The sequence below is a fragment of the Polaromonas sp. P1_E12 genome (assembly GCF_056405975.1).
In genome coordinates this window covers 364,826-389,732 of the sequence record NZ_JBFUBB010000002.1, presented here as the reverse complement: position 1 = coordinate 389,732, position 24,907 = coordinate 364,826, and the positions used below count along the sequence as shown (strand labels likewise).

Annotated in this window: 22 protein-coding genes and 2 riboswitches; of the genes, 15 read left to right on the top strand and 7 right to left on the bottom strand. The window is 60.7% G+C overall.

Annotated features, from left to right (window positions below):
* The first annotated feature begins 72 nt into the window (after positions 1-72).
* From AC1D13_RS07670 to AC1D13_RS07650, 5 genes are read left to right on the top strand one after another with little or no spacing between them, the layout of a single operon-like run.
* A complete protein-coding gene (locus AC1D13_RS07670; protein WP_477689287.1) occupies positions 73-1,092 on the top strand; it encodes an acyltransferase family protein in 1,020 nt (339 codons plus the stop codon).
* A 2-nt stretch (positions 1,093-1,094) separates the two neighbouring features.
* On the top strand, positions 1,095-2,273 hold the full coding sequence (locus tag AC1D13_RS07665) for a glycosyltransferase family 4 protein (protein ID WP_457280153.1): 1,179 nt from the start codon (positions 1,095-1,097) through the stop codon (positions 2,271-2,273).
* A complete protein-coding gene (locus tag AC1D13_RS07660; protein WP_477689286.1) occupies positions 2,270-3,961 on the top strand; it encodes an FAD-dependent oxidoreductase in 1,692 nt (563 codons plus the stop codon). The genes AC1D13_RS07665 and AC1D13_RS07660 overlap by 4 nt, the downstream gene beginning before the upstream one ends.
* A complete protein-coding gene (locus tag AC1D13_RS07655; RefSeq protein ID WP_477689285.1) occupies positions 3,958-4,986 on the top strand; it encodes an NAD-dependent epimerase/dehydratase family protein in 1,029 nt (342 codons plus the stop codon). Before AC1D13_RS07660 ends, AC1D13_RS07655 begins: the two co-directional genes overlap by 4 nt.
* Positions 4,974-5,654, top strand: a complete 681-nt coding sequence (locus AC1D13_RS07650) for a serine acetyltransferase (protein ID WP_457280150.1) — start codon at positions 4,974-4,976, stop codon at positions 5,652-5,654. The genes AC1D13_RS07655 and AC1D13_RS07650 overlap by 13 nt, the downstream gene beginning before the upstream one ends.
* On the opposite strand, the gene AC1D13_RS07645 is transcribed toward AC1D13_RS07650, so the two are convergent.
* A complete protein-coding gene (locus AC1D13_RS07645) occupies positions 5,613-6,380 on the bottom strand; it encodes a WecB/TagA/CpsF family glycosyltransferase (RefSeq protein WP_457280149.1) in 768 nt (255 codons plus the stop codon). The genes AC1D13_RS07650 and AC1D13_RS07645 overlap by 42 nt on opposite strands.
* A 41-nt stretch (positions 6,381-6,421) precedes the next feature.
* Between AC1D13_RS07645 and AC1D13_RS07640 the strand changes: the two genes are divergently transcribed.
* Complete coding sequence (locus tag AC1D13_RS07640; RefSeq protein ID WP_477689284.1) at positions 6,422-6,826, top strand: VanZ family protein; 405 nt, start codon at positions 6,422-6,424, stop codon at positions 6,824-6,826.
* Here AC1D13_RS07640 and epsG read toward each other — a convergent pair.
* The 6 genes from epsG to epsA form a co-directional block, all read right to left on the bottom strand.
* Entirely contained in the window at positions 6,813-7,712 is a 900-nt protein-coding gene (epsG, locus tag AC1D13_RS07635) for a chain length determinant protein tyrosine kinase EpsG (protein WP_457280147.1), read from the bottom strand. The two genes, AC1D13_RS07640 and epsG, sit on opposite strands and share 14 nt — an antisense overlap.
* Complete coding sequence (epsF, locus tag AC1D13_RS07630) at positions 7,709-9,106, bottom strand: chain length determinant protein EpsF (RefSeq protein WP_477689283.1); 1,398 nt, start codon at positions 9,104-9,106, stop codon at positions 7,709-7,711. Before epsF ends, epsG begins: the two co-directional genes overlap by 4 nt.
* Before the next feature lie 3 nt (positions 9,107-9,109).
* A complete protein-coding gene (epsE, locus tag AC1D13_RS07625) occupies positions 9,110-9,994 on the bottom strand; it encodes a polysaccharide export protein EpsE (protein WP_457280962.1) in 885 nt (294 codons plus the stop codon).
* 106 nt (positions 9,995-10,100) lie between these two features.
* Complete coding sequence (gene epsL / locus AC1D13_RS07620) at positions 10,101-11,300, bottom strand: XrtB/PEP-CTERM-associated polysaccharide biosynthesis outer membrane protein EpsL (RefSeq protein ID WP_477689282.1); 1,200 nt, start codon at positions 11,298-11,300, stop codon at positions 10,101-10,103.
* A gap of 20 nt (positions 11,301-11,320) precedes the next feature.
* The gene (locus AC1D13_RS07615) at positions 11,321-12,748 is read right to left on the bottom strand and encodes an undecaprenyl-phosphate glucose phosphotransferase (protein ID WP_477689281.1); all 1,428 of its coding nucleotides are present in this window, start codon (positions 12,746-12,748) and stop codon (positions 11,321-11,323) included.
* Entirely contained in the window at positions 12,741-13,529 is a 789-nt protein-coding gene (gene epsA / locus AC1D13_RS07610; protein WP_457280143.1) for an XrtB/PEP-CTERM-associated transcriptional regulator EpsA, read from the bottom strand. The genes AC1D13_RS07615 and epsA overlap by 8 nt, the downstream gene beginning before the upstream one ends.
* Positions 13,530-13,904: 375 nt before the next feature.
* Here epsA and AC1D13_RS07605 point away from each other — a divergent pair, with 375 nt between their 5' ends.
* The 9 genes from AC1D13_RS07605 to gcvP all read left to right on the top strand — a co-directional run bounded on the left by AC1D13_RS07605 (position 13,905) and on the right by gcvP (position 24,906).
* Positions 13,905-14,918, top strand: a complete 1,014-nt coding sequence (locus AC1D13_RS07605) for an acyltransferase family protein (protein ID WP_477689280.1) — start codon at positions 13,905-13,907, stop codon at positions 14,916-14,918.
* A gap of 313 nt (positions 14,919-15,231) precedes the next feature.
* Positions 15,232-16,257, top strand: coding sequence for a D-erythronate dehydrogenase (gene denD / locus AC1D13_RS07600; RefSeq protein WP_457280141.1), 1,026 nt, complete (start codon positions 15,232-15,234; stop codon positions 16,255-16,257).
* A 92-nt stretch (positions 16,258-16,349) separates the two neighbouring features.
* Positions 16,350-17,321, top strand: a complete 972-nt coding sequence (locus AC1D13_RS07595) for a TRAP transporter substrate-binding protein (protein ID WP_457280140.1) — start codon at positions 16,350-16,352, stop codon at positions 17,319-17,321.
* A 111-nt stretch (positions 17,322-17,432) separates the two neighbouring features.
* Positions 17,433-17,927: a TRAP transporter small permease gene (locus AC1D13_RS07590; protein ID WP_477665659.1), complete on the top strand. Its 495-nt coding sequence runs from the start codon at positions 17,433-17,435 to the stop codon at positions 17,925-17,927.
* A gap of 202 nt (positions 17,928-18,129) precedes the next feature.
* Positions 18,130-19,407, top strand: a complete 1,278-nt coding sequence (locus tag AC1D13_RS07585) for a TRAP transporter large permease (RefSeq protein ID WP_477665658.1) — start codon at positions 18,130-18,132, stop codon at positions 19,405-19,407.
* 72 nt (positions 19,408-19,479) lie between these two features.
* Positions 19,480-20,049, top strand: coding sequence for a hypothetical protein (locus AC1D13_RS07580; RefSeq protein WP_477665657.1), 570 nt, complete (start codon positions 19,480-19,482; stop codon positions 20,047-20,049).
* A gap of 27 nt (positions 20,050-20,076) precedes the next feature.
* Positions 20,077-20,192: riboswitch (glycine riboswitch) on the top strand.
* Positions 20,193-20,213: 21 nt separating this feature from the next.
* A riboswitch (glycine riboswitch) is annotated at positions 20,214-20,317 on the top strand.
* 55 nt (positions 20,318-20,372) lie between these two features.
* Positions 20,373-21,533 (top strand): glycine cleavage system aminomethyltransferase GcvT, encoded by a 1,161-nt coding sequence (gene gcvT / locus AC1D13_RS07575; protein ID WP_477689279.1) that lies wholly within the window; start codon positions 20,373-20,375, stop codon positions 21,531-21,533.
* A 54-nt stretch (positions 21,534-21,587) separates the two neighbouring features.
* Positions 21,588-21,953, top strand: a complete 366-nt coding sequence (gene gcvH, locus AC1D13_RS07570; protein WP_477689278.1) for a glycine cleavage system protein GcvH — start codon at positions 21,588-21,590, stop codon at positions 21,951-21,953.
* 58 nt (positions 21,954-22,011) lie between these two features.
* Positions 22,012-24,906: an aminomethyl-transferring glycine dehydrogenase gene (gene gcvP / locus AC1D13_RS07565; protein WP_457280134.1), complete on the top strand. Its 2,895-nt coding sequence runs from the start codon at positions 22,012-22,014 to the stop codon at positions 24,904-24,906.
* The last annotated feature ends 1 nt before the right edge of the window (position 24,907 follow it).

The following is a 24,907-nucleotide window of genomic DNA, read 5'->3' as shown; positions in this document are numbered from 1 at the left end:
GATGGAAGCCTGCAGAAGCAACGGGCGACGCAGCAATTCACGGGCATACAGATTCTGAGATTTGCCGCGGCCATGCTTGTCGTGGTCATGCACATTACCCAGGCGATCTCCATCCACATCGGCGGAACCGGGCCAACCCACTATTGGGCAGACGGCTCCGCAGGAGTGGACATCTTCTTCGTCATCAGCGGTTTTGTCATGGCCATGTCAACGTCGGCATTGCCTTCCGACGCTGCGTCCCGGGTCAATGCCGCCTGGGTGTTCATGCGAAGGCGCTTGCTGAGGATCGCGCCGCTCTACTGGTTCTATACCTTGTTGAAGGTCGTCCTCTTGCTGGCTTTGCCGACCCTCGCGTCCCGCGCGTCCGTCGAGCCCGGGCATCTGGCCGCCTCCCTTTTGTTCATCCCTGCCGTGAGCCCGTGGGGCCTCGTATTGCCCGCGCTGCCCGTCGGCTGGACATTGAATTTTGAAATGCTTTTTTATGCGGTTTTTGCGGCAGCCATTGCGCTGGGCGCACCACGCATCCGGTTTTGTTTGCTGGTTTTTCTGCTGATTTTCACGGCTGGGCGGTATGTACCGGACTCGGTGGTGCTGGGTTTCTACGCCCAGAGCATTGTTTTTGAGTTCATTCTTGGGGTCTGCATTGCCTATGCCTTTTTGCATTTCCGGCATGCATCGCCAGGAGTCGGCCTAATCGTCATCGCCGCTGGCGTGATGTTCATGTTTATCCCTGACTGGGGGCACTCGGCCGACCGTTTCGCCACATGGGGCTGCGGTGCTGCGCTGGTCGTCCTCGGGTCAATCTGGCTCGAGCCATGGACCTTGCGTGCGCCACTGGCTTCCCGCCTGTCTTTCCTGGGTGACGCTTCCTATTCCATCTATCTCTCGCACACCTTCGTGGTACCGGCCGGTGTGCTGGCGCTGAAAAAACTGGGAGTGCAGGACAGCCTGGCCATCGTGCTTGCTGTGGGCACGGCCGTGGTGGTTGCAGGCTGCATCTCGTACGTGTGGCTGGAGCGTCCCATGACCACCTTCTTCAAGCGCGCACTCTTTAGAAAGCCCGGTCTTTCTTATCAAGGTACAGGAAAGTAATTATGAGAAGTGAATCGCTGCCGCATTCGGCCGCACGAGAACGCGAGGGGCGCTATATCTACCTTGCGTGTCCCTGGACGCCCAAAGGCGGCGGCATGTTCAAGGTCGCGGACTACCTGATTCAGGCCCAGGCGTTTTCCGCCCCTGCCGATGCGGCGGAACTCCGTCCGCTTGACACCCGCGGCGGCGCCAACGCGCTGTATTCACTTTGGGTGCTGGCAACTGCCATGGCCAGAATAGTGCGCGGAAAACTCAACGGCCGGCTGGCGGGTGTCCATGTGAACATGGCCGAGCGGTTGAGCCTCTTTCGCAAGAGCGTGATCATCATTGTCTGCCGCGCCCTCGGTATTCCGGTGGTGCTTCATTTGCACGCTGCGCAGCTGCATCATTTCTACCGGTCGTTGCCCCGTCCGCTGCAGATGCTGACGCGCTGGGTATTTTCGCTGCCGGCCAGTTGTGTGGTGCTGGGATCATCCGCACGGCGTTTTGTGGTCGAAGAACTCGGCGTGCCGGCCAATCGCGTGGAGATCGTTATCAACGGTGTTCCCGAACCTACCCATGCACGGCGCATAGCCTCGGAACAAATCGTGCAGCGCGTGCTCTTTTTGGGAAACCTGTCGGAGCGCAAGGGGGTATCGGATCTTTTGCAGGCGCTGGCGCTCCCGGGATTTGATGCCTCACGAACCGAAGTGATTCTGGCCGGCGGCGGCGATATCGAAGCCTACCGGATAAAGGCAAAGCAACTGGGCATCGAAGCACTGCTTGATTTTGCCGGCTGGTCCGACCAGCAGCAGGTCGCACGCCTGATGGCTCGCGCCGATGTCCTGGTATTGCCTTCTTACGACGAGGGCCTGCCACTGGTCATCCTGGAGGCCATGGCCAACGGCGTTGCGGTGGTCTGCAGCCCGGTAGGCGAAATACCTTCCGTGTTGACCGATGGGGTCAATGCGTGCTTTGTGCAGGCTGGCGACGCAGCCGGTATTGCCAGGGGCCTGCAGCGGGTGCTGAACGAGCCTGCGCTGAGGACTTCACTGGAGCGCAACGGCCGGGCACTTTACGAACAGAACTTTTCCCTTGCCCGTTTCTTTGCCAGCGTTGCGCGCATCCACCAGCGCAATTTCGGCGTAGCAGCCCAACCGCTGCGCACCACCGCCAAATCTGTCCCGGACACCCACCTATGATCACGCAGGCCAATGACATTCAGGCCGGCAGCCGCCTTCAGGCGGACGTCTGCGTAGTGGGTGGCGGCCCTGCGGGCATTGCATTGGCGCTCACCTTGTCGGAGCAAGGGCATTCCGTGCTTCTGCTGGAGTCGGGGCAGCTGCAGGCGCACGCTCCCACCCAGTCGCTCTGCGAGGGAGAAGTCGCGGATGAGCGGCTGCACAGCCCACCCGGCAAATATCGCCAGCGGCGCCTGGGGGGATCCACCGCGATCTGGGGCGGACGCTGCATGCCCTTCGATCCCATTGACTTCGAGACCCGCAGCTACATTCCGCACAGCGGTTGGCCACTGTCTTACGAAGACCTGCTGCCCTACTACCCGCGTGCCAATGCCCTCGCGGAAGCCGGGCGGTTCATTTATGACGCGGGTGAAGCCCTGGAGCCGGAAATCGGTCCGATGATTGCAGGGTTCGACAGTTCGCGCGTGCTGACCAATGGGCTGGAGCGGTTTTCCTGTCCCACGCATTTCGGCAATCGCTATGCACGGCGGCTTGAGCTGGCGCCCAATATCCAGGTGCTGCTGGGAGCCAACTGCACCGCAGTGCGGCTGCACGCCGACGGAAGGGCCGTCCGGGAACTCGAGGTACGCACCCTGGCAGGAACACACTTTTGGGTGACTCCGAATACCACGGTACTGGCCATGGGCGGGCTCGAAACGGCGCGTTTGTTACTGGCGTCGCGGGATGTCGTTCCGCAAGGCGTCGGCAACCAGCATGATGTGGTGGGACGCTACTACATGTGCCACATCGCCGGGAATGTCGGCACCCTGACCGTTCATGGGCCCGTCAGCAATGTGCGGCACGGCTATGAAATTTCCCCGGAAGGCATCTATTGCAGGCGCAGGCTGTCTGTGGCCGCCCACGAGCAAAGGCGCCTGGGCCTTGCCAACGCAGTCGCCCGCCTGCATTTCCCGCGCATCACCGATCCCGTGCATCGCAACGGGGTGTTGTCGGGGCTGTTCCTGGCCCGCAAGCTGATCAGCTACGAATACGGAAAGCGGCTCAACGATGGCCATGCCCCCACGGCAGGGACTTACGCCCGCCATCTCCTCAATGTGGTGGCCGACCCTCTGGACACCACGGCTTTCCTGGCCCATTGGTTGGCCAGGCGCTCCTTCGCTGAACGCAAATTCCCGTCAGTGATTCTGCGCAACCGCACCAACCGCTTCAGCCTTGAAGTTCATGGTGAGCAAATACCCCAGGCCCACAGCCGCGTCACACTTGCCGGCGCTGTCGATGCGCTGGGCATGCCTCGCCTGAAGGTGGATTGGCGCTACAGCCAGGCTGATATCGACTCCGTCCGCAAAACCCTGGACGTGATGGCTGAAGAATTCGCGCGCAGCGGAAAGGCCCACTTCGACTACAACCGCCAGACCCTTGAGGACGACCTCGTGCGCTTCGGTGCCTACGGGGGACACCACATCGGCACCGCACGAATGGGCAATGACGTGCGCACCAGCGTGGTCAATGCCGACTGCCAGGTTCACTCGGTGCACAACCTGTTTGTAGCCGGAAGCGCCGTTTTCCCTACGTCAAGCCAGGCCAATCCGACTTTGACCCTGATTGCCATGTCGCTCCGGCTGGGCGACACGCTGTCGCATCGCTTGCGTGCAGAGCGGGCACCGATCCAGTTGAAGGAGGCCGCATGAAGGTACTGGTATTGGGAGGGTCAGGCCACATCGGCAGGCGCCTGCTGGAAATGCTGCACAGCACTTCGTGGGCGATCCCCACGGGCGCGTCCAGACAGAAGAATCTTTCGAACGGCACGGAAAAGTTGCGGGCCGAATGGCTGGAACTAGATACCCGAGACGCCGGGCAACTTGCGGTGGCACTAAAAAACTTCGATGCGGTTGTTAACTGCGTGGCGGGCGATGCAGCGTCGATTTCTGAAGGCATGCACGTCCTGGTCGACGCCGCGCTCAAGGCAAACTGTCCGCGCATTGTTCATTTGAGCACCATGTCGGTTTATGGCCCTGCAGAAGGCCTTATCCGTGAGGGTGCGCCACGTGATCCCAGCCTGGGTTGGTACGGCCGTGCCAAGTGCGAAGCGGAAACCAGTCTGGAGGAATTTGCCCGTCGCGGCGGTACAGCCGTGATGCTGCGGCCAGGCTGTGTTTTTGGTCCTGGCAGTGAACTCTGGGTCGGACGCATCGGCCGATGGCTTCAGTCCGGGCGTCTTGGCGACCTTGGCATCGCAGGCGATGGTTGGTCCAATCTTGTCCACGTGGACGACGTTTGCCAGGCTCTGCTGGTTGCACTGCAGCTGCCGGTGGCTCCAGGCGAGTTGCCGGCTTTCAATCTGGCTGCGCCGGACAGTCCTCGCTGGAACGACTACTTTGTCGACCTGGCTATCGAAATCAGGGCAACGCCGGTGAAACGCATCGGCGGGCGCCAGCTGAGCGTGGACTCCTGGGTAGGTGGCCCGCCACTCAAGGCAGCTGAGCGGGCTTTGAAATTGCTTGGCATCACCGGCTGGCGGCTACCCGATGCGTTGCCACCGGGATTGCTCCGTTTGTGGTCACAGCACATTCAACTCGACTCGCAGGCAGCAACGGAACAATTGGGATTGGCGTGGACACCTTATCGCACCGGCGTGCATGACTCGGCCCGGTGGTTCTGTACCGGGGCATCAACCAGCAGCCAAACCATGGAAAAAATAGCATGCCTTCCCTGAAAGCCGATATTCACCGGAAATTTGGACGATCCGACAGGCATCTGGCATTGAAAGGCGCCCTTCTGGATCCGGCATTTCGTGTGGTGGTCACCTTGCGTCTTTGCCAGACAGCCCAGCAACTTCCGCCTGCATGGCGCTGGCTCGCGATGATTCCCGCAAAACTGCTGTACCGCCTGACGAGCCAGCTGGCAGGAATCGAAATACCCTGGCGAACCGCCATTGCGCCCGGGCTTGCACTCACCCATGGCCGCGGCATCGTCGTCAATGCGAACGCACGTATCGGCAGCAACGTCACGCTGTTTCATGGCGTAACGATCGGGCAGCGGGATTACATTGACAGTGAGGGCCGGCGGAACACCGTTTACCCGGTCATTGAAGACGATGTGTGGATCGGTCCGCACGCGATTGTGGTGGGCGGTGTGACCGTGGGGAAAGGCAGCAGGATTGCCGGCGGAGCGTATGTCTTTGAGAACGTTCCCCCCTACAGCGTAGTGATGGGCAACCCCGGTCAGATTGTTAAAGCCAACTGCACACCGGATGTAGACAACCGTTACGCACCGGTAGCCGTAGACGAAGAAAGCCAGCACTTGCGGCCGCAACGTCAATCGCTCGCAGTGAATGCCGCATCAGCGTCGGTTCAGCGAGGCCAGGCGCAAGGCCCGCGTTAAGAATAGCGGATTGCCTATCACGTAGCGCTGAAACAACCGGCGCGGCTCCAGCGCCAGGCGAAACAACCACTCCAGACCGGCCCTTTGCATCCACATCGGTGCGCGCGGTGTTTTTCCACCCAGAAAGTCAATGATGGCTCCGCCGCAAACGATCAGGCAGGGGAAATCCAGCAAAGCGCGCAGCCTGGCCGCCACTTCCTCCTGCCGGGGCATACCCATGCCGAGCACGATCAGCGCCGGTTGATGCTGAACTGCCAGCAGCGCGTATGCCTCTACATCCAGGAAACCATCGGCGGCAATGAGCTGGCTGTGGGGAGCCAGTTCTTGCTGCACACGCAGCCGGCCCTTGGCCAGATAGGGATCACGTGTCCCGAACAACGCAATGCGGCGGCCGTCAAACGCCCGGATCAATTGCGGAATGAAGTCCGTCCCATTGAGATTGAGACCGGGCTGCATCCGTAGCAATTTAAACAGCGTTGCCATGCCGGAGCCGTCCCTGAGCACCAGGTCGGCCGACCGCATTGCCTCAAAAAAAGGAACCGATGCCACCATGGAATTCATCGCATGAGCATTGGCAAAAGCCAGTACCAGCGGCCTGGCAGGATGGCTAAGGGATGCCAGCAGCACCTGGCTGTCGACAGGGCTTTGCACCCGCTCAATCTTTTCCACCAGCAGCGACCAGCGCTGGCGCCAGTCAGCGGGGCCGTCAAAGGAAGAACTCAGCACGGCCTCACCCATTCAGCCTGCGGCATGACAAAATCGTGGTCATGTTGAACACCGTAACCCCCGGCAATACCCTGCGTACCCTTCGCATCCTGGCGGGCATTACCGTCGTCCTGACGGCCACAGCGCTTTACATTCTTGGCGCACAGCCCGTTGCCGTTGGGCTGTTCCCTTCGCCTTGGGACAAACTGGCGCATCTGCTTGTCTTTGGCATGGTGGGCGTGGCTGCCGGTATTGCAAGCGGCACGCGCGGCTGGCGCATGGCGCTTTGCTGCGTAGCCAGCGCCGTCATGGTAGGTGCCATGGATGAGTTGCATCAGGCTTTCCTGCCGGGCCGGACAGCCAGCTGGCCTGACCTGGCAGCAGACGCCGCAGGCGGGCTTCTGGGAGCCGCCGCACATGAGGCCGCCTACAGGCTGGGGGCTGGCCGATTCTTCAAGCATCGTTAAGCACGGAGCCCACCAAAGCCACCCCGAACTCCCGCAGGCTGTGGGTGAAGCGGGTCATTTGCGGCATGGAACTCATGTTCTGCCTCGCCACAACCAGAGCAGCTCCTGCGCGTACGGCCACCGTATGCGCATCGGCGCATTCGCTGGCCGGCGGTGTATCGATGATGATGACGTCAAAGTCTTCGCCCAATGATTGCAACAGTTTGGAAAACTCCTGCCGCCCGAGCAGCTCCTGTGGATTAGGCGGAATGACCCCCGCAGGCAGCACCGACAGATCCTGCAGGGCCGGTATGCTGATGACCGCTTCCGGCCCGGCGCGGCCAGCGAGCATGTCAGACAGGCCCGCAGTCGCCCCAAGGTTAAAAAGCTGGTGCTGCCGTGGCGTCCGCATGTCCGCGTCGACCAGCAAAGTACGTTCCCCCAGCTGTGAAAACACGATAGCCAGGTTAGCCGCGATATAGCTGCGTCCTTCTTTCGCTCCGGCGCTGACAATCGCCAATCCCCGGCGCTCGGCCCCGGTGTCAAACCAGCGCAGCATCAACTGGCTGCGCAGCGCACGCAACTGTTCAACCGGCTGGCTACCCGGCTGGTAAGCCGCCACAAGCTCCCGGCTGAGCTTGGTTTCATTGGCAAGGTAGGGGTAATCAAACTGGACCGAGAGGGCAAAACGCACATCGTCGTCATTCAACAGGCCCAAGGCTTTGCCGGAATCGCCAAAGCGCAAGCCACGGTCCCGCTGAAAATGGAGAATACGTTCGGCATCCGGCGGCGACAGCCGACCTGCGTCCACCAGGATTGTCCCCATGGAGCGGCCGGCACCCGTGGCCGGTTTGCTGGGAACTGTCAGGGGAACCGATCGTATCGTCGGAGCGTTGTTTCTATTCATGCTGTCCCTCCATTGCCTAGCATCAGGCGGCGCGAACCGGGAAGCCTGCCGCTTCCTCCATCCGAAGAAATGCTTGCCAGCACAGGCAGGCCCAATATCTGCACCAGGTCTTCGGCAGAGCGTACCCGGCGGTTGGCCAGTTCCAGCAGCAATCCGCATGCAATGCCGAACAAAGTCCCGCCAAAAGCAGCGACCAGCAGATTCACCAACAGTTTCGGGCTCGAAGGATTGACGGGAGGCGTTGCCATGTTCAGCCGCACAACATTGGTCTGATTGCTCAGGCTCTGGAGGCGTGTCTGCGATGCACTTTGGCTGACGGCCTCAAAAGCACGTTGCGCTGACTCCACATCACGGCGATACACATTAAGCTCATCCCGCTGCTTGTTCAGCTCGAGGACACGCGCTTTCTGCGCGCCCACTGCAGCCTGGAGTTCACGCTCCCGGTCTTTGCCCACGCGGTAGGTTGTTTCGATAGACGCCGTGATGCGCGCTGTCTCGGTTGCCAGCCGGCTTTTCACCGCAGCGAGTTCGGCTTCGGCGCGTTGCCGTTCCGGATGGTTGGCACCCAGGCGCACGCTGATTTCCTGCACCTTGGCCTCCAGCCGCGAAAGGTCGGCCTTCAGGCCATTGATCAGGGAGCTCTGCATGACTTCAGCGACCGTATCGCCGCGAGAGCTGCGTTTGCTCTGGCTGTCGGTAGTCTCGCCCTGCACAGTCGTCAGCTGGGAGGAAATTTCCCCAAGCTTCGCGGTCTCGTAGTCCACACGCTCGTCGCTGCTGACAATACCGGCCTTCTGCTGGTACTCCGACAGGCGCGCCTGGGCCTCTTCGAGCTTCGCGCGAGATGCCTTGGTCTGGTCATCAAACCATTCGGCATAGATCTTGGCTGGCTCTGTCTTTAGCGACAGATTGGTATCGAGATAGGCCTGTGCAAAGGTGTTGGCCGTCGTGGCGGCGACATCTGGATCGCTGCCCTTGTAGGTGATGTTGATCACGTTGCTTTCGCGCGCGGGCCGTACATCCAGGCCCTTCTGCAGGGACTCGGCCAGCCAGCTCTCAAGCGACCCGCGTCCGTCGGTGGCCTCAAGCCAACGGGCTTTGGTGCGTGGGTCTTCATCCAGCTTGAGCATTTTCACCACGCGCTGGGCCACACGGTCACCACCGATGATGTCCACCTGGGTCGCCATATAGCTGGGTGCGACCAGGCCGGGCAAGGCCGCGCCGCCGGCAACCGGATCAGGTGAGCGCACGTCAACCAGTACGGCGGCCTGGGCGGTGTACTTGCGGGGAAGCGCGAGGCTGACGGCCAGCGCGGCCAATATGGCCACCAGCATGACGAGCACAACAACCCGATAACGGGCCCGCAGGATCAGCAGGAATTGATGGAGTGTCATGATTTAAAAGAGGCTTTCACGAACATAGATCACATCCTCGGCGCGAACGGGGTCGGTGAGCCGGGGGGTTGTTTCCACGACCTTCCCCGCCGCGTCGCGGCGATGCAGGCGCAGCCGGTTTTCGCTGCCGCGCACCGTGGGTCCGCCGCCCTGGGCAAGCGCTTGCATCACGGTCATGCCCCGCTCAATGCGATACGGTCCGGGGCGCTGTGCCTCGCCGTAGATATAAAACATCGGCGCCTTGTTGACATACAGCGTGTCTCCGCCCGCCAGCACAATATCTTCATCTGATTTCTCGTTCAGAAAGAGTGCCGGGATATCAATCACTTTCCGAAACGGCTTGCCTTCACGCTGGCCGGTCAGGATCAGTACATCGTCACCCGTAGGGGTCACACCGCCGGCAGCAGCCAGCATGTCGCTGACACGGGTGTTGAATGTTTCCAGGGGGAAACGGCCTGGGCGGCTTACCTGCCCCAGCACGGCGACCTGATTGCCCCGTACCTGCCGCAGGACGATGTTGACCTGCGGTACCTTGACGAAACCGCCGGTGCGCAAGGCATCTGCAATTTTCTTCTCGGCCTCTCCAATCGTCAGGCCACCCAGCTGAACGCTGCCAATCAGGGGATAGCTGATCACGCCGCTTTCAGATACCCGTGCGTCGACCGAGAGATCCGGACTCTGGTACACCTGCACGCCAATGGAATCGCCGGCGCCCAGGCGATAGTCCTGGTTGGTCGGCACAGCCGCAGCACCGGCAGCAGCCGGTGCAACAGGCGCAACCGGAGCCGTCACTGCAGCAGACTGACTTGGTGCGGCCGGCTGGGCGAACGCGGGAACCGTCATCGCCAGAAGCAAGGCCAATAAGACCGGAGGAAAGTTACGAATCATGAATTTCATCTTGTTGTCGCCTTTTCGGAAAGCAAAATGTCTGTAAAGGACGCCGCAGGCTGGGGCCACGCCGGCGCCTGAAAGCGGGGTTGGTTGAAGGATTCCATCAAAAGCTCGCTTGTGCTGAAAGACCAAAGGCATTGCTGGTGTAGTCAAAACCCGGTTCAGTGGATTTGCGCCTGTCGCGCTGCACTGAAGCTATCAACTTGAGGGCACGCAGCGCCTGCCACTCAAGTGCCAGGGAAACCAGATTGCTGGTGTCGTGGCGATCCGTTGCGGCAAAGCCCGGCAAAGGCCCCCGGAAGTCGCGTGCGCCGTGGTCGTAGCGCAGGCGAACTGCCGTCTTCTCGCTGGGCTTCCAGGTCGGCGCGATAAAGAAGCGATAGCCTTCGTAATAGCTGGCTGTAGAAGTCTGGTAGCTGCCCAGTTCCCGCACCAGGCCTCCGGCAAGACTTGTCTTTGCCGTGATGTTCCAGGTCGCATCAAGCTGGCCGGTAAAACCCGAAAAATCCCGCGCAGCCAATCCGTCGTGCTCGCGGTCGAGGTGGGACAAGCGTGCCCGCAGGGTGGTTTTTCCGGTCGGCGCCCAGTCCAGCCGAACCTCGTGCTCAGTATCCGTAAAGCTCCCCGCAAACGTTGGCGACGGCACCCGGCCCGGATAGTCGCCGTTGCCCCGCTTATAGCGATAAGCCATGGAAGTGTTCGAGGGGAAGACATAGCGTACGCCGCCCTCGGCTCCCCGAATTCGTGAGTCGCCTTCAAAGGTGAAGGGCTGGCTGCTGGTGCTGGTGCGTTCGAAAAGTCCGCCAACCAGCCGCCACGCACCATCGAGCTCGTATTCCGCATCAAACACGGTCGAGCGGTTGGTCCGGCGATTGAGTTGACCTGAATTCTGGACGTCGGCCGTGTTGTCGACAAATTCCCGCCGATCGGAGGTCAGGTTGCCATGCAAGGCCGGCGTAAAACTCCAGCGCCAGGCGGCCGCATAGTTCACCGCGGTGAAATCAAGATTGGAAAAGCGGCTGTAATGATGGTCTTCGACCCCAGCGTCGAGCTCAAATCTCTGAAGCCCGAAAGGCTTGTTTATCTTAAAACCTGCTGTCGTCACCGAAACTGTGTCCGCGCGGTCCGTGGTTCCTATCAATGCCTGGGCATTCGCTGTATCGGACAACCGGAAGACATTGCTGTCGTGCGTGACGGACTGCCCAGCCTTGAACTGAAGGGTGTCAAGCTCATCGGCATGCACCGCCAGGGGAATCAGGCTCAGCAACAAGAGCGGAATGGGAAGGAGGTCGCGGTGAGGCATCAGCTGTCCTTTTTTTGCTTTTAGTAAGCCGCACTGTCCTTGAAGACCAGGCGGATCGTTTTCAGAATGATGAAAAAATCGAGCTGCAGCGACCAGTTGCGCAGGTAATCCAGGTCGCAATCGATACGCGACTGCATCTTGTCGAGCGTGTCGGTTTCGCCGCGCTGCCCATTCACCTGAGCCCAGCCGGTAATGCCGGGCCTGACCTTGTGGCGAACCATGTAGCCCTTGATGAGAGAGCGATACATTTCGTTGTGTGCCACGGCGTGCGGGCGCGGCCCGACGATGCTCATGCGCCCTTGCAATACGTTGATGAATTGCGGTAATTCGTCGAGTGAGGTTTTGCGCAGGAAAGCGCCCAGGCGGGTGATCCGCATGTCATTCTTGCGAGCCTGTTGAATCGTGCCACCGTCTTCGGTAACAGCCATGGACCGGAACTTGTAGACCAGAATCTGCTCACCGTCCAGGCCATAGCGCCGCTGCTTGAAAATAACCGGCCCGGGAGAGTCAAGCTTGACCATGATCCCGATCACCAGCATGACCGGAAAAATCAGCAACAGGATCAGCAGTGACAGCGCGACGTCACTGGCCCGCTTCAGTACGCCGCTGACACCCCGGAACGGCGTATCACAGACAGATATCACCGTGACCCCGCAGACCGAATCGCTGCGGCCCTGTATCAGGTCGGTAATGAACATGTCGGGGACAAAATAAATCGACGCTGTGGTGTCCTTCAGGCCATCAAGCACCTGCAGGATGCGCGGCCGCGATGCCATGGGCAAGGACAGATAAATAAACTGGATACGGTGCTGCTTGACGTAAGCCGGAAGGTCGTCAATTTTTCCCACCAGTTGGTAGTCATCCTGTGACTCCCTGCGGTCCTCCCCGCGGTCGTCGAAAAAACCCTTTAAATCAATGCCCGAATACGCCGAGCCTGTGATGTGCCGGGCCAGAGAAACGCCCTGCTCGTTCATACCGACGATGACAGCACCCCGAACCGCCCCCTGCAATTTCAGCAACTGCGGAGCGGCAGCACGCAGAGCCACATGCGCACCCGCCTGGGCAACCGGCGCGACCCATAGCCAGTTAACCAATACCGTCATGGAAAATTTATAGAAATATTCGGTGGCAAAACCCGTCAGCAACAACAAGCCGGCAATCCATATCCAGTGAAATGCAATCTTCGAGAACACCTTCCACACGGGCAAACGCAATTGGGAGGTACCGGGAAACGTCAGCGAAAACACGATGACCGACAAAATTAGATAGGCAGGACGCACCGACCCTTCAAAGAACAAAGCCAGTCCCCAGAGCGAGAACACCAGAACCAGAGGGTCCAGCGCGGCCTCCACTGCGGTGAAAAGATGACTTCGACCCAACCCCATGGAGCGGGGTTCGCGCCGGTTAAGCCATGCCGAGGCTGAATTGAGCGGGTTGACATCATCCATGCAAGCTCACCCGCGTAATCCTGGAGACAGCCTGGGCCCGGTTAAATACGTTGAGCTTCTGGAATATGCGCTGCATGTGATTCTTCACCGTATAGCCACTGATGTTGAGGATGGTTCCAATCTCGGCATTGGTTTTTCCCATGGCGACCCAGGCCATGATTTGCGTTTCACGTTCGCTCAGGCCGGACGCGTCGTCGGCTCCGTTGCGCACCGTAACGACAGCTTGCGGGTGCTGCTGTGGCAACAGCGCCATCTGCCGCAGCGCGTTATCAATGGCAGGCATCAGCATCCTCATGGCCTTCAGCCCAGACTCCCTGGGAATCTCATATGCACGGAAAAACGCATACAGACAGTCCTGGTGCGCCCTTTCGTCATGCATCGCGTGAACGAGCACCGAGCGCATCCCCGCCAGGGTACGGGTGAAGGAGCCCGGCAAGCTCGCATTGCCGAGCAAATATTCGAACTGGCTGAAATTGAGGAGGCAGGGCTGCCCACCGGCCGCCACCCAGTGGTCATGAAGCCGGCCAAGCAAAAAGGGCACGCCGTCTGTACCGTCTGCATAAGAACGTACGCCAGGCAATTCAGAAAGAATGTCGTGCTGGATAGCACCTTCCTGAAAGTCGCCCCAGCCCACCATCAGGATGTCATGTGGAAGGGAATACTGGACGTCACCGCGCAACCATTCGAGCAGGTCGGCGTGCCGGGTGATGGCCGTAGCCTGCGTTATCAGCGCCGTATAGTGCGCAGGATCTTCGCTAAAAAGCGGAGCGTGAGATTTCATGCCTTGATATCACTTCCTGTGTTTTGTTCTGCCCCCTGCCTGCGTGTGCAGGCGTGGCAGAAGGGGCCCACTGAGAATCGTCTAGCTTGGTATAAGTCGCAATACCAAAGACGGCACAGTTGATGTAGGAACAAGACGACTCAGTGTAGGGTGGCAGGCATGCAATTGAGGTGTCAGACCCCGCGCGTATTGGTTGCAACTACGTAACAGCTGTGCGCTTGATGGCAGTTGCTTCGCAAAACGATACGGCTTGCAACAGTTTGCTTTCTTTTGGCGCACAGCCGTGGCAGCTATTGGCTACGCTGCGCACATAATTTGTGCACGCAGTTGCAGTGAGCAAGACAGCAAAGAAACAAGAAGAGGAACGCAAGGCTGATGACCGGCAAGAAAATGAAGCGCAGCATGGAAGTGGATACGGTAAGAGGCATCGCCTGCATCTTGCTGGTTCTGTTTCATGTAGTAGGGGATACGCCCTCAGTGGGCCTGAAGGTTCCGGAGGGGCACTGGTTGCAGATGTTCAATGAAGGGCTGGCCTATATCCGCATGCCGCTCTTCTCTTTCATCTCAGGCTATGTGTATGCATTTCGCCCCTATGAAGGCAATGCTGCTGAATTCATTAAAGGCAAGGTCCGGCGGCTGCTGCTCCCCCTGATTACGGTGGGAACTATTTTTGCCGTCGTGCAGGCCTTCACGCCAGGCGCCAACTCATCGGTCAACCAGTGGTGGCTGTTGCACATTGAGCCCGTGGGGCACTTCTGGTTTCTTGAAGCGCTTTTTATTGTCTTCCTGGTCGTTCTGCTGCTGGAACACCTCAACGCACTTTCTACTGCGGCCGGATTTGCGGTCGCCTGGGCGCTCAGCGCGGTGCTGTTTGACTACTTCAGCCCCCCCAACTATTTCGCCGCCCGCGGCGCTGTTTACCTTCTGCCTTTTTTCCTGGCCGGGCTTGCCTGCAAACGATTTGACATCGGAACGCCAAAGGCCCGGCTTGTGGCAGCGGCAGTATTTATTTGCGCCGCTACCGGGGCCATGCTTTTTCCGCAATTTTCCGAGCAAGGAAGTTCTGTCGCCGCACTGGCGCTCGGTGTCTCAAGTGCCTTTCTTCTTTTGCGGAGTGGCTGGAGTTTCGCGCCCCTGGCCTACATTGGATCTTTCTCATTTGCGATTTACCTGCTGCATGTTTTTTTTACGGCAGCGAGCCGTATCGCCTTCAGGAAACTGGGTATCACGGACACCTATGTCCTGATGACGCTGGGACTCGCCGCCGGGATTGCTGGCCCCGTCGTATCCGCGCTGCTTATCAGCCGGCACGCAGGCCTGAATCTGTGGCTGCTGGGAACTGTGCCGGGCAAGCCGAAACCCAATCCGAAGCCCGTGGTAGCAGCCTGAAGGATCGGGGCTCGGACCAGCGGCCCATTTCATTCTGGCGCCAAGCCGCTCATCACTGGCGGCGTCCTGGCGCCCCAATCATTGACTCTGCCGCCGCGGCGAATCCTGAACGGCTCGAATGTCGGAGCAGGAGCCGTGCCCCCCCCGGGAGTTGCACGATGTCTTTTTCTCCAAGCACCTTCCAAACCGGCACCATCTGTCGGCTGCATGGAACGACTCCTCCTTCGAACTAAACTGCCTGACATACCGCAGGCAACCGGATCGGTGCGGGCATGCAGGCGAGTAACCTACAAAAAATGGAGACAACATACCCATGAATATCGTCATCACCGGTGGCGCCGGATTTCTCGGGGCCAGGCTGGCCCGGCAACTTCTGGACGCGGGGCAATTGGCTCTTGCGGGCAGCGCACCGCAAACCATCCGGACAGTGACACTGGTTGACAGGGTGGCGCCCCCGGCCGCGCTGGCCGCGGACAACCGCATTCGAACCATCACCGGCGATCTGAACCGGCTGCTGGAAGACGGTCATCCGCAAGCACTCGTGGTGACAGAAAAAGACACGCTGATATTCCATCTGGCGGCGGCGGTCAGCGGTGAATGCGAAGCGGATTTCGACCTTGGGATGCGCAGCAATGTCGACGCCACGCGTGCGCTGCTGCAGGCGTGCCGTGCCCTGAATACATCGCCCACCGTCGTATTCGCCAGTTCGCTTGCAGTGTTTGGCAATTCACCCGAGCAACCACTCCCGGCGGTCATCGATGACAGAACGCTGCCCACACCACAGAACAGCTACGGCATCCAGAAATTTATCGGCGAGCAACTGGTGGCTGATTACGCGCGCAAGGGTTTCATACGCGGGCGCAACGTACGCCTGATGACCGTGAGCGTACGGCCCGGAAAACCCAACGGTGCGGCATCGAGCTTTCTCAGCGGCATGATCCGGGAACCCCTGGCGGGGATCAGGGCGCAGTGCCCTGTGCCGCCCGAAACGGCCGTGGCTCTTGCGTCACCCGGCCGTACGGTTGAGGGATTGATTCGCGCTGCGCAAGCCAGCGACACCGAATGGGGTGCCCGCACAGCCGTCAATCTGCCGGCCCTCAAGACCACGGTCGGCGAAATGGCGCAAGCCCTGGCACGGGTGGCAGGAAAGAACGTGGCGGATTTGATCGACTGGGTGTACGACCCCGTCATCGCAGGAATCGTGGGCAACTGGCCGGCCAATATCGACGCAGCACGCGCGCGGTCGCTGGGCCTGGTGCCTGACAGTGATTTTGAAAGCATCATCGCGGCGTACTTAAGCGAAAACCCGAGCACAACCGCTGGTGCATCGCGGCAATAATGCGTGTGCTTATGGTCGGAAAATCCTGATGCGGGACCGGCCCCAGTCGTCCACAGGATTCCCGGCCCGATCACCCAACGGAGACAAACAACATGAAGCTTTCAAAACTGATTATCGGTATGACGCTCGCAGCGGGATTCATGGCGTCTGCAAATGCACAGACCACCATGAAGATCAGCATTTCCACGGCCCAGAATTCGCATCAGGGCATTGCCATCGACACCTTTGCCAAAGAAGTCGAGAAACGCACAGCAGGCCGCTACAGAGTCCAGACCTTCTACAACGGAGCCCTGGGCGGCGAACGCGAATCCATCGAGGCCGTGCAGCTGGGCACCCAGGAGCTGGCCCTCTCCTCCACCGGCCCCGTACCCAACTTTGTCCCCGAGACCAAGATCCTCGACGTTCCCTTCCTGTTCCGGGACAAGGCGCACGCACGCGCCGTGCTGGACGGCCCCATCGGCCAGAATCTCCTGACCAAATTCGATGCCAAGGGCTTTAAGGCGCTGGCCTGGGCCGAGAACGGCTTTCGCCACATGACCAACAGCAAGCGGGATGTGAAAGTTCCGGAGGACCTGAAGGGACTGAAGATGCGCACCATGGAAAATCCGGTGCACATCGCCGCCTACAAAGGCCTTGGCATCATCACCACGCCCATGGCCTTTCCCGAAGTGTTCACGGCGCTGCAGCAAGGCACGGTCGACGGCCAGGAAAATCCCCTGTCTGTGATCATGTCCGCCAAGTTCGACCAGGTGCAAAAGCACCTTTCACTGACCGGTCACGTTTATTCACCCTGTATTTTTGTCATGAACAAGGCAGCTTTCGACAAGCTCAGTGCTGGCGACAAGACGGCATTCATTGACGCTGCCAAGGAAGCGACCAAGGCGAACCGGGCCCGCGTGGACCAGGACGATGCCAACGGTGTAGCCGAGCTGCGCAGCAAAGGCATGACCGTGATCGAAAACGTCGACAAGGCGAAGTTCGTGGCAACGCTGGCGCCAGTCAACGCCGAATTTGAAAAGCAGTTCGGCAAAGCCAACATCGACGCGATCAGGAACTACAAGTAAACCGTACCGCAGCTATTTTGCTACTTTTTTTGTAGCTACTTGCGCCCGCCACCATTGGTCTGCGGGCGTTTTCATTGAAATTTTCAATTCTCCTCATGTATCGGCGCATCCATGAAACAAGTATTTCTCCAACTTGAACGGTGGACCACCGGCTTCTCCATGCTGGTGGCCTGCGTGATGCTGGTCATCGCATCGGGGCTCGGCGTGTTCCAGATCCTGACGCGTTTTGTCTTCGAGCAGCCTGCAGAGTGGAGTGAAATTCTGATCCGCCTCAGCCTGATCTGGATGGTCTTTATGGGAATTCCCACGGCTTTCCGCCAGGGCGCCATGGTCAGCGTGGACGTACTCTATCGCTGGAGCCCACCTCGCATCCGGCGGGTGCTGGACTGGCTGGTCTGCCTCGCCGCCCTGTTCCTCGTCGCAGTCATCGTCTGGTGGGGCTGGGACTATTCCCTTCGCGGGCGTGTGCAGTCCATGGCCGGCCTTGAATCCATTTCCATGTTTTGGGGCTATGTGGCCATGCCTGTCGGCGGCATGTTCTGCGTGATCGGCATCATCGGCAACCTGATCGACCCACAGCGGAATGAATTGGAAACCGCACAATGAGAACAAAAACTGGATTTCACCTTCAAGCAGGGGCCGCGGAACCGGCTTTGCCGGGCCGCAGGCGCGGCCCCAGAGGGGCTGGAGCCCGCGGCTCCAAGCCTGCCTGCGCAGGCTTGGACGGGCGACAGAGGCGAAGCGTCTCGCGAGCCGCGGCCTGCAAGGCCTCGCGCATTACACGAAGTGAAAAGCGTGGGGGCCAAGTATGACCGCGGTAATGATTTCCACCATGGTGCTGTGCTTTGCACTCACCGTTTCCGTGGCCGTTTCCATCGGCCTGGCGTCCATCTTCGGTATCCAGGCGTCCAACGCCAACATGCTGATTTCAGTCAAGGAGATGTTCTCCTCGATCAACAAGTTTCCGCTGGCCGCGATCCCCTTCTTCATCCTGGCCGGCAACCTGATGGAAACCGGCGGCATCTCGCGCCGCCTGGTCGAGTTCGCCAAAAGCATTGTGGGCGGCGTCCAGGGCGGCCTGCCCATGACCTGCGTGCTGACCTGCATGATTTTTGCGGCCGTGTCGGGCTCTTCTGTGGCCACTACTTTCGCCATAGGCGCCATCCTGATCCCGGCGCTCATCAAGCACGGCTACCCCACCGCCTACGCCGCAGCCCTGCAGGCCACCAGCGCAGAACTGGGCGTGATCATTCCGCCATCCATCCCCATGATTCTTTACGGCGTGAGCGCCGAGGTCTCGATCGGAGAACTCTTCATCGCCGGCTTCGGCCCGGGGCTTTTGATCGGCTGCGCGCTGATGCTGTTCGTGCACCTGTACTGCCGCTGGAAGGGCTGGGGCAAGCACGACGGCGACGGCCGCCTGAGCTTTGGCAAGGCGACCTGGCAGGCCAGCTGGGCGCTGCTGATGCCGGTGATTATTCTGGGCGGCATTTACGGCGGGATTTTCACGCCGACCGAGGCGTCGGCGGTGGCGGTGTTTTATGCGCTGGTCGTCGGCACCGTGATCTACCGCGAAATCAAGCCGGCCGACCTGTACGTCATCCTGCGCAAATCGGTGCTCTCCAGCGCCGTGATCATGTTCATCATCGCCAATGCCGGGTTGTTCGCCTTTCTGATCACCCGGGCCGGCGTGCCGGACGCCATAGGCCATTGGCTGGAAGCAGTGCTGCAATCGCCCGCCCTCTTCCTGCTCGGCGTTAACGCGGCGCTGTTCATCATCGGCATGTTCATTGAAACCAGCGCCGCCATCATTGTTCTGGCACCCATCCTGGCGCCAGTGGCTGTGCATTTCGGCATCGATCCGGTGCACTTCGGGCTGGTGATGGTGGTCAATCTTGCCCTGGGCATGATCACACCGCCTTTCGGCGTGAACCTGTTCGCGGCCTGCACCGTCGCCAGGATATCGCTGGACCGCATCGTGACCCACCTGATCCCCTTTGTGCTCGTCATCCTGGCTTGCCTGATGGTGGTCACTTACGTCCCGCAGCTGTCGCTAGCTCTGCGGGATCTCGTCTACGCAAAATAGCTTTTCGGACGGGATTCACGAGGCTGTCATTTTCAGCAGCCATGCTCGGGGTTTCATTTCAGGATGAAATCCATGCAGCTCCACAAAACCGACCGCGCCCGTGCCGAGCTCAAGCCCGGCGTGAGAACGCTAGGCCAGCGCGAGCGCACCCTGCTGCTGATGGCCGACGGCAGCAAGTCGGCCCAGGACTTCCGCCCGCTGTTTGAGGGCGACGGCGAAGCCATTGCCCTGCGCCTTTTGCGCGACGGCTTTCTGGAAGCCCATCCCGGCAAGACGTCCGCGCCGGCAAAAAACCCTGCGCCTGCACCCGCCCAAACACTCACGCCGGCGCAGTTACAGAACTTTCCCAGCCCCGAAACCACCCAGGCCATTCAGGTCTCTGCCGATCAATTTGAAGGCAAGCGCTCGCTTGCCACAACCCGGATGTTCCTGTTCGACATCTGCGAACGCATGTTCGCCCGGCGCAACCCGGAGATGGCCGAGCGCTTTCGCGAAGCGCTGCGCAATGCCAAAGACCGCGAGACCATGCTCAGCGCCTCGCGCGAAATGATCGAGGAAATCGAAAAAATCGCGGGCCACGAGCGCGCCGACTCCATCAGCGAGCGCATCGCCATGCTGCTGCCGCAGCACCAGGCCGCCTGATCGAGCCGACAGCGGCTTCCGTTACACTCAGCGGTGTCAGGAGAGAGTTTTCCTCGCGAAAACCGCCGAAGGCGCACGAGCACCCTGGGGGCACCCCCCTTGAGTAGCACTGAACGCTCAGGCAAAAGGACTGGCAACCGCCCTGCGGCGCACCACGCGGCAAGGCGTTCCCTACTGGAGAGAGGCCGCCTTTCACGGGCAGCCCACCGAAGGAGCAAGCCTGCATCGCCGGGTGAATCTCTCAGGTAAAGTGGACAGCAGGGGCAGCCCATGGATTGAGAACAAGTTCTTGCCATGACCGTGTTTGCCCCCTGGAGAATGCCTTGTCCGATTCGTCCACCTCTTCCGCCGCCCCCGAAACCTTGTTGAAAACGCCCCTGCATGACCTGCATGTGGAGCTTGGCGCGCGCATGGTGCCTTTTGCGGGCTATTCGATGCCGGTGCAGTACCCCGCGGGCCTGATGGCGGAACACCACCACACACGCCAGGCTGCCGGCCTTTTTGACGTGTCCCACATGGGCCAGCTACGCCTGGTGGGTGCTGATGCCGCAGTCGCGCTGGAATCCCTGATACCCGTTGATGTGATCGACCTGCCCGCCGGCAAGCAGCGCTACGGCCTGCTGTTGAACGACGACGGCGGCATCATCGACGACCTGATGTTCTTCAACCGCGACTACGCCAACGGCGGCGACCTCTTTGTCATCGTCAACGGCGCCTGCAAGGTCGGCGACATTGCACACATCCAGGCAAAGATCGGCTCGCGCTGCGAAGTCATCCCCATGCCGGAAATGGCGCTGATGGCGCTGCAGGGCCCACAGGCCGTCACTGCCTTGCAGCGCCTGGCGCCCGGTGTCGAAAAACTCGTATTCATGACCGGCGGCCGCTTCAGCGTGGCCGGCTGCGACTGCTTCATCACCCGCAGCGGCTACACCGGCGAAGACGGCTTCGAAATCTCGGTGCCGGCTTCGCAAGCCGACACACTCGCACGCGCACTGCTCGCGCTACCTGAAGTCAAGCCCATCGGCCTGGGCGCGCGCAATTCGCTGCGGCTGGAGGCCGGCCTGTGCCTCTACGGCAACGACATCGACACCACCACCACGCCGGTGGAAGCCAACCTCAACTGGGCCATGCAAAAGATTCGCCGCACCGGCGGCGCGCGTGCCGGCGGCTTCCCTGGCGCAGACAAAATTCTGGCCCAGCTGGCCGACCCCGCCCTGCTCACCCGCAAGCGTATCGGCCTGGTGGCGCTGGAGCGCGTTCCTGTACGCGACCACACCGAACTGCAAAGCACCGACGGCATGGCTATCGGCGAAGTCACCAGCGGTTTGTTGGGCCCCACCATCAACCAGCCCGTCGCCATGGGTTACATCAAACCTGAGTTCGCTGCGCTGGGCACACGCGTGAACGCCATCGTGCGCGGCAAGCCGGTGCCCATGGAAGTGGCCGCCATGCCTTTCGTTCCCGCCCGCTACTACCGCGGTTAAGCACCAGATCAAGCTCCCCGTTTTATTCACCTCACTCAACCCCTGGAGAACCTCATGACCGTCAAATACACCGAAGACCACGAATGGGTCAAGATTGAAGGCAACGTCGCCACCGTCGGCATCACCGTGCATGCGCAGGATGCGCTGGGCGATGTGGTGTTTGTGGACCTGCCGGCTGTCGGCACCACCTTCGCCCAGAAAGAAACCGCCGGTGTTGTCGAATCCGTCAAGGCCGCGGCCGACGTGTATATGCCCTTGAGTGGCGAAGTCACCGAAATCAACGAAGCCCTAAGAGACGACCCGTCCCTCGCTAACAGCGACCCGTTGGGCGCCGGCTGGTTTTTCAAAGTCAAGCTGTCCGACCCAACGCAGCTTGACGCGCTGATGGACGAAACCCGCTACACCGCCTTCGCTGTCTGATTTTCTGACCAATTCTTTTTTCTGACTCCTGGCTGCCAAGCCTGACACGGGACCCGACATGTTGATGCAATCCGCCAAGCCCTTGGGCGATCTTGAAAACCCTGCCGAATTCATCGCCCGCCACATCGGCATCGATGACGCCGACGAAGTCCACATGCTCAGCATCGTGGGCTCGGCCTCGCGCCGCGCGCTGGTGGAAGGCATTGTTCCACGCTCGATTGCACGCAGCACCGCCATGGCCATCCCGGCCCCCGTCACGGAGGCGGCCGCGCTCAAGCAGCTCAAAGCCATCGCGGCCAAGAACCAGGTGTTCAAGAACTTCATTGGCCAAGGCTACTACGGCACCTACACGCCGGGCGTGATCCTGCGCAACATCCTCGAGAACCCCGCCTGGTACACGGCCTACACGCCCTACCAGGCTGAGATTTCGCAGGGCCGCATGGAAGCGCTGATCAACTTCCAGACCATGGTCTGCGACCTGACCGGCATGCCGATCGCCAACGCCTCCATGCTCGACGAAGCCACCGCCGCCGCCGAAGCCATGACCCTGGCCAAGCGCAGCGTGAAAAGCAAAAGCAATGTCTTCATCGTCGCAGGCGACTGCCACCCGCAAACAATTGAGGTGATCCAGACCCGCGCAAAGCCCTTGGGCATCGAGGTGAAGGTCAGCACGGCAGCCGTCACGGTGCCGCAACTGATGGCCGAAGGCAATTACTTCGGCGTGCTGGCGCAATACCCCGCCACCACAGGCAGCATCCATGACCTGCGCCCGCTGGCCGGCCAGGCGCATGTCGATGGCGCAGCCCTCTGCGTTGCGGCCGACCTGCTGGCGCTCACGCTGCTGGCCCCGCCCGGTGAATGGGATGCCGACATCGTGCTCGGCAACACCCAGCGCTTCGGCATGCCCATGGGCAACGGGGGGCCGCACGCGGCTTACCTTGCCTGCCGCGACGAATTCAAGCGCTCGCTGCCCGGCCGCCTGGTCGGCGTGACCATCGACAGCCACGGCAACCCGACCTACCGCCTGGCGCTGCAAACCCGTGAGCAACACATCCGCCGCGAGAAAGCCACCTCCAACATCTGCACCGCGCAGGTGCTGCCAGCCGTCATCGCCAGCATGTACGCGGTCTACCACGGCCCGCAAGGCCTCAAGCGCATCGCCGAGCGTGTGGCGGCCTATACGGCCATCTTCGTGCAGGGTCTCAAAGAGCTGGGCTATGAAATCACCAACACAGGCGCCTTCGATTCCGTCACGGTGAAGACGGGTGACGCTACCAATTTGATAGCTGACCGCGCACGTTCGGCGGGCGCCAACCTGCGTTTTCGCTTGAATAATCACCTGGGCGTGTCGCTGGACGAGACCACCAGCCGCAAGGACATCGAACTGCTCTGGTCCTTCTTCGCCAGGCCCGGCCAGACCGTACCCGTGGTCAGCGCTTTCGAAAAGGGCATCGAGTCGCTGATCCCCGCCGGCCTGCGCCGCACCAGCGCCTTCCTGTCGCACCCGGTGTTCAATACCCACCACTCCGAAACCGGCATGCTGCGCTACATCCGCATGCTGAGCGACAAAGATCTCGCACTGGACCGCAGCATGATTCCGCTGGGCAGCTGCACCATGAAGCTCAATGCCACCAGCGAGATGATTCCCATCACCTGGCCGGAGTTCGCCAACATTCACCCCTTCGCACCCGCAGACCAGCTGCAGGGCTATGCGGAACTCGACAAGCAGTTGCGCGACTGGCTGTGCCAAGCCACGGGTTATGCAGGCATCAGCCTGCAGCCTAACGCCGGCTCGCAAGGCGAGTACGCGGGCCTGCTGGTCATCAAGGCCTTTCATGAAGCCAAAGGCCAGGGTCATCGCAACATCTGCCTGATCCCTTCGTCGGCTCACGGCACCAACCCGGCCAGCGCCCAGATGGTGGGCATGACCGTCGTCGTGACCGCCTGCGACGCGCTGGGCAATGTCGACATGGCCGACCTCAAGGCCAAGTGCGAACAGCACAGCGCCAACCTCGCCTGCGTGATGATCACCTACCCCAGCACGCATGGCGTGTTCGAAACCCAGGTAAAAGAGCTCTGCGCCATGGTGCACAGCCACGGCGGACGCGTTTACGTGGACGGCGCCAACATGAACGCACTGGTGGGCGTGGCCGCGCCGGGCGAGTTCGGCGGCGACGTGAGCCACCTGAACCTGCACAAAACCTTTTGCATCCCGCACGGCGGCGGCGGCCCGGGCGTTGGCCCGGTGTGCGTGGTGGCTGACCTGGTGCCTTACCTGCCCGGCCATGCCACGGCCGGCATTCCCGTCAACGGCGTGGGGGCGGTTTCTGCGGCCCCCCTGGGTAACGCAGCGGTGTTGCCCATCAGCTGGATGTACTGCCGCATGATGGGACCAGAAGGGTTGACGCAGGCGACTGAAGTCGCCATCCTGAGCGCCAACTACATCAGCTCGCGCCTCAAGGACCACTACCCCACGCTATACGCCAGCGAGAATGGCCATGTCGCGCATGAATGCATTCTCGATCTGCGCCCGCTCAAGGAAACCAGCGGCGTCACCGCCGAAGACGTGGCCAAGCGCCTGATGGACTACGGCTTTCACGCGCCCACATTGAGCTTCCCTGTGCCCGGCACCCTGATGGTCGAGCCGACCGAAAGCGAAACCCTGGCCGAGCTGGACCGTTTCATCGACGCGATGATCGCCATCCGCGAAGAGATCCGAAAAATCGAAGCTGGCCAATGGCCGCAAGACAACAACCCGCTCAAGCATGCGCCGCACACCGCGGCCAGCCTGATGGGCGCTGACTGGGACCGCCCTTACTCCCGCGAAACCGGCGCCTTCCCATTGGCCTCGCTCAAGCAGGTCAAATACTGGCCGCCGGTGGGCCGCGTCGACAACGTTTACGGCGACCGCAACCTTTTTTGCAGCTGCGTGCCCGTGAGTGATTACGCCTGAG

Coding starts and splice junctions, on each gene's coding strand:
- AC1D13_RS07670 (WP_477689287.1), top strand. CDS start 73: ATGCTTGTCGTGGTCATGCACATTACCCAGGCGATCTCCATCCACATC.
- AC1D13_RS07665 (WP_457280153.1), top strand. CDS start 1,095: ATGAGAAGTGAATCGCTGCCGCATTCGGCCGCACGAGAACGCGAGGGG.
- AC1D13_RS07660 (WP_477689286.1), top strand. CDS start 2,270: ATGATCACGCAGGCCAATGACATTCAGGCCGGCAGCCGCCTTCAGGCG.
- AC1D13_RS07655 (WP_477689285.1), top strand. CDS start 3,958: ATGAAGGTACTGGTATTGGGAGGGTCAGGCCACATCGGCAGGCGCCTG.
- AC1D13_RS07650 (WP_457280150.1), top strand. CDS start 4,974: ATGCCTTCCCTGAAAGCCGATATTCACCGGAAATTTGGACGATCCGAC.
- AC1D13_RS07640 (WP_477689284.1), top strand. CDS start 6,422: ATGTTGAACACCGTAACCCCCGGCAATACCCTGCGTACCCTTCGCATC.
- epsG (WP_457280147.1), bottom strand. CDS start 7,712: ATGAATAGAAACAACGCTCCGACGATACGATCGGTTCCCCTGACAGTT.
- epsF (WP_477689283.1), bottom strand. CDS start 9,106: ATGACACTCCATCAATTCCTGCTGATCCTGCGGGCCCGTTATCGGGTT.
- epsE (WP_457280962.1), bottom strand. CDS start 9,994: ATGATTCGTAACTTTCCTCCGGTCTTATTGGCCTTGCTTCTGGCGATG.
- epsL (WP_477689282.1), bottom strand. CDS start 11,300: ATGCCTCACCGCGACCTCCTTCCCATTCCGCTCTTGTTGCTGAGCCTG.
- AC1D13_RS07615 (WP_477689281.1), bottom strand. CDS start 12,748: ATGGATGATGTCAACCCGCTCAATTCAGCCTCGGCATGGCTTAACCGG.
- epsA (WP_457280143.1), bottom strand. CDS start 13,529: ATGAAATCTCACGCTCCGCTTTTTAGCGAAGATCCTGCGCACTATACG.
- AC1D13_RS07605 (WP_477689280.1), top strand. CDS start 13,905: ATGACCGGCAAGAAAATGAAGCGCAGCATGGAAGTGGATACGGTAAGA.
- denD (WP_457280141.1), top strand. CDS start 15,232: ATGAATATCGTCATCACCGGTGGCGCCGGATTTCTCGGGGCCAGGCTG.
- AC1D13_RS07595 (WP_457280140.1), top strand. CDS start 16,350: ATGAAGCTTTCAAAACTGATTATCGGTATGACGCTCGCAGCGGGATTC.
- AC1D13_RS07590 (WP_477665659.1), top strand. CDS start 17,433: ATGAAACAAGTATTTCTCCAACTTGAACGGTGGACCACCGGCTTCTCC.
- AC1D13_RS07585 (WP_477665658.1), top strand. CDS start 18,130: ATGACCGCGGTAATGATTTCCACCATGGTGCTGTGCTTTGCACTCACC.
- AC1D13_RS07580 (WP_477665657.1), top strand. CDS start 19,480: ATGCAGCTCCACAAAACCGACCGCGCCCGTGCCGAGCTCAAGCCCGGC.
- gcvH (WP_477689278.1), top strand. CDS start 21,588: ATGACCGTCAAATACACCGAAGACCACGAATGGGTCAAGATTGAAGGC.
- gcvP (WP_457280134.1), top strand. CDS start 22,012: ATGTTGATGCAATCCGCCAAGCCCTTGGGCGATCTTGAAAACCCTGCC.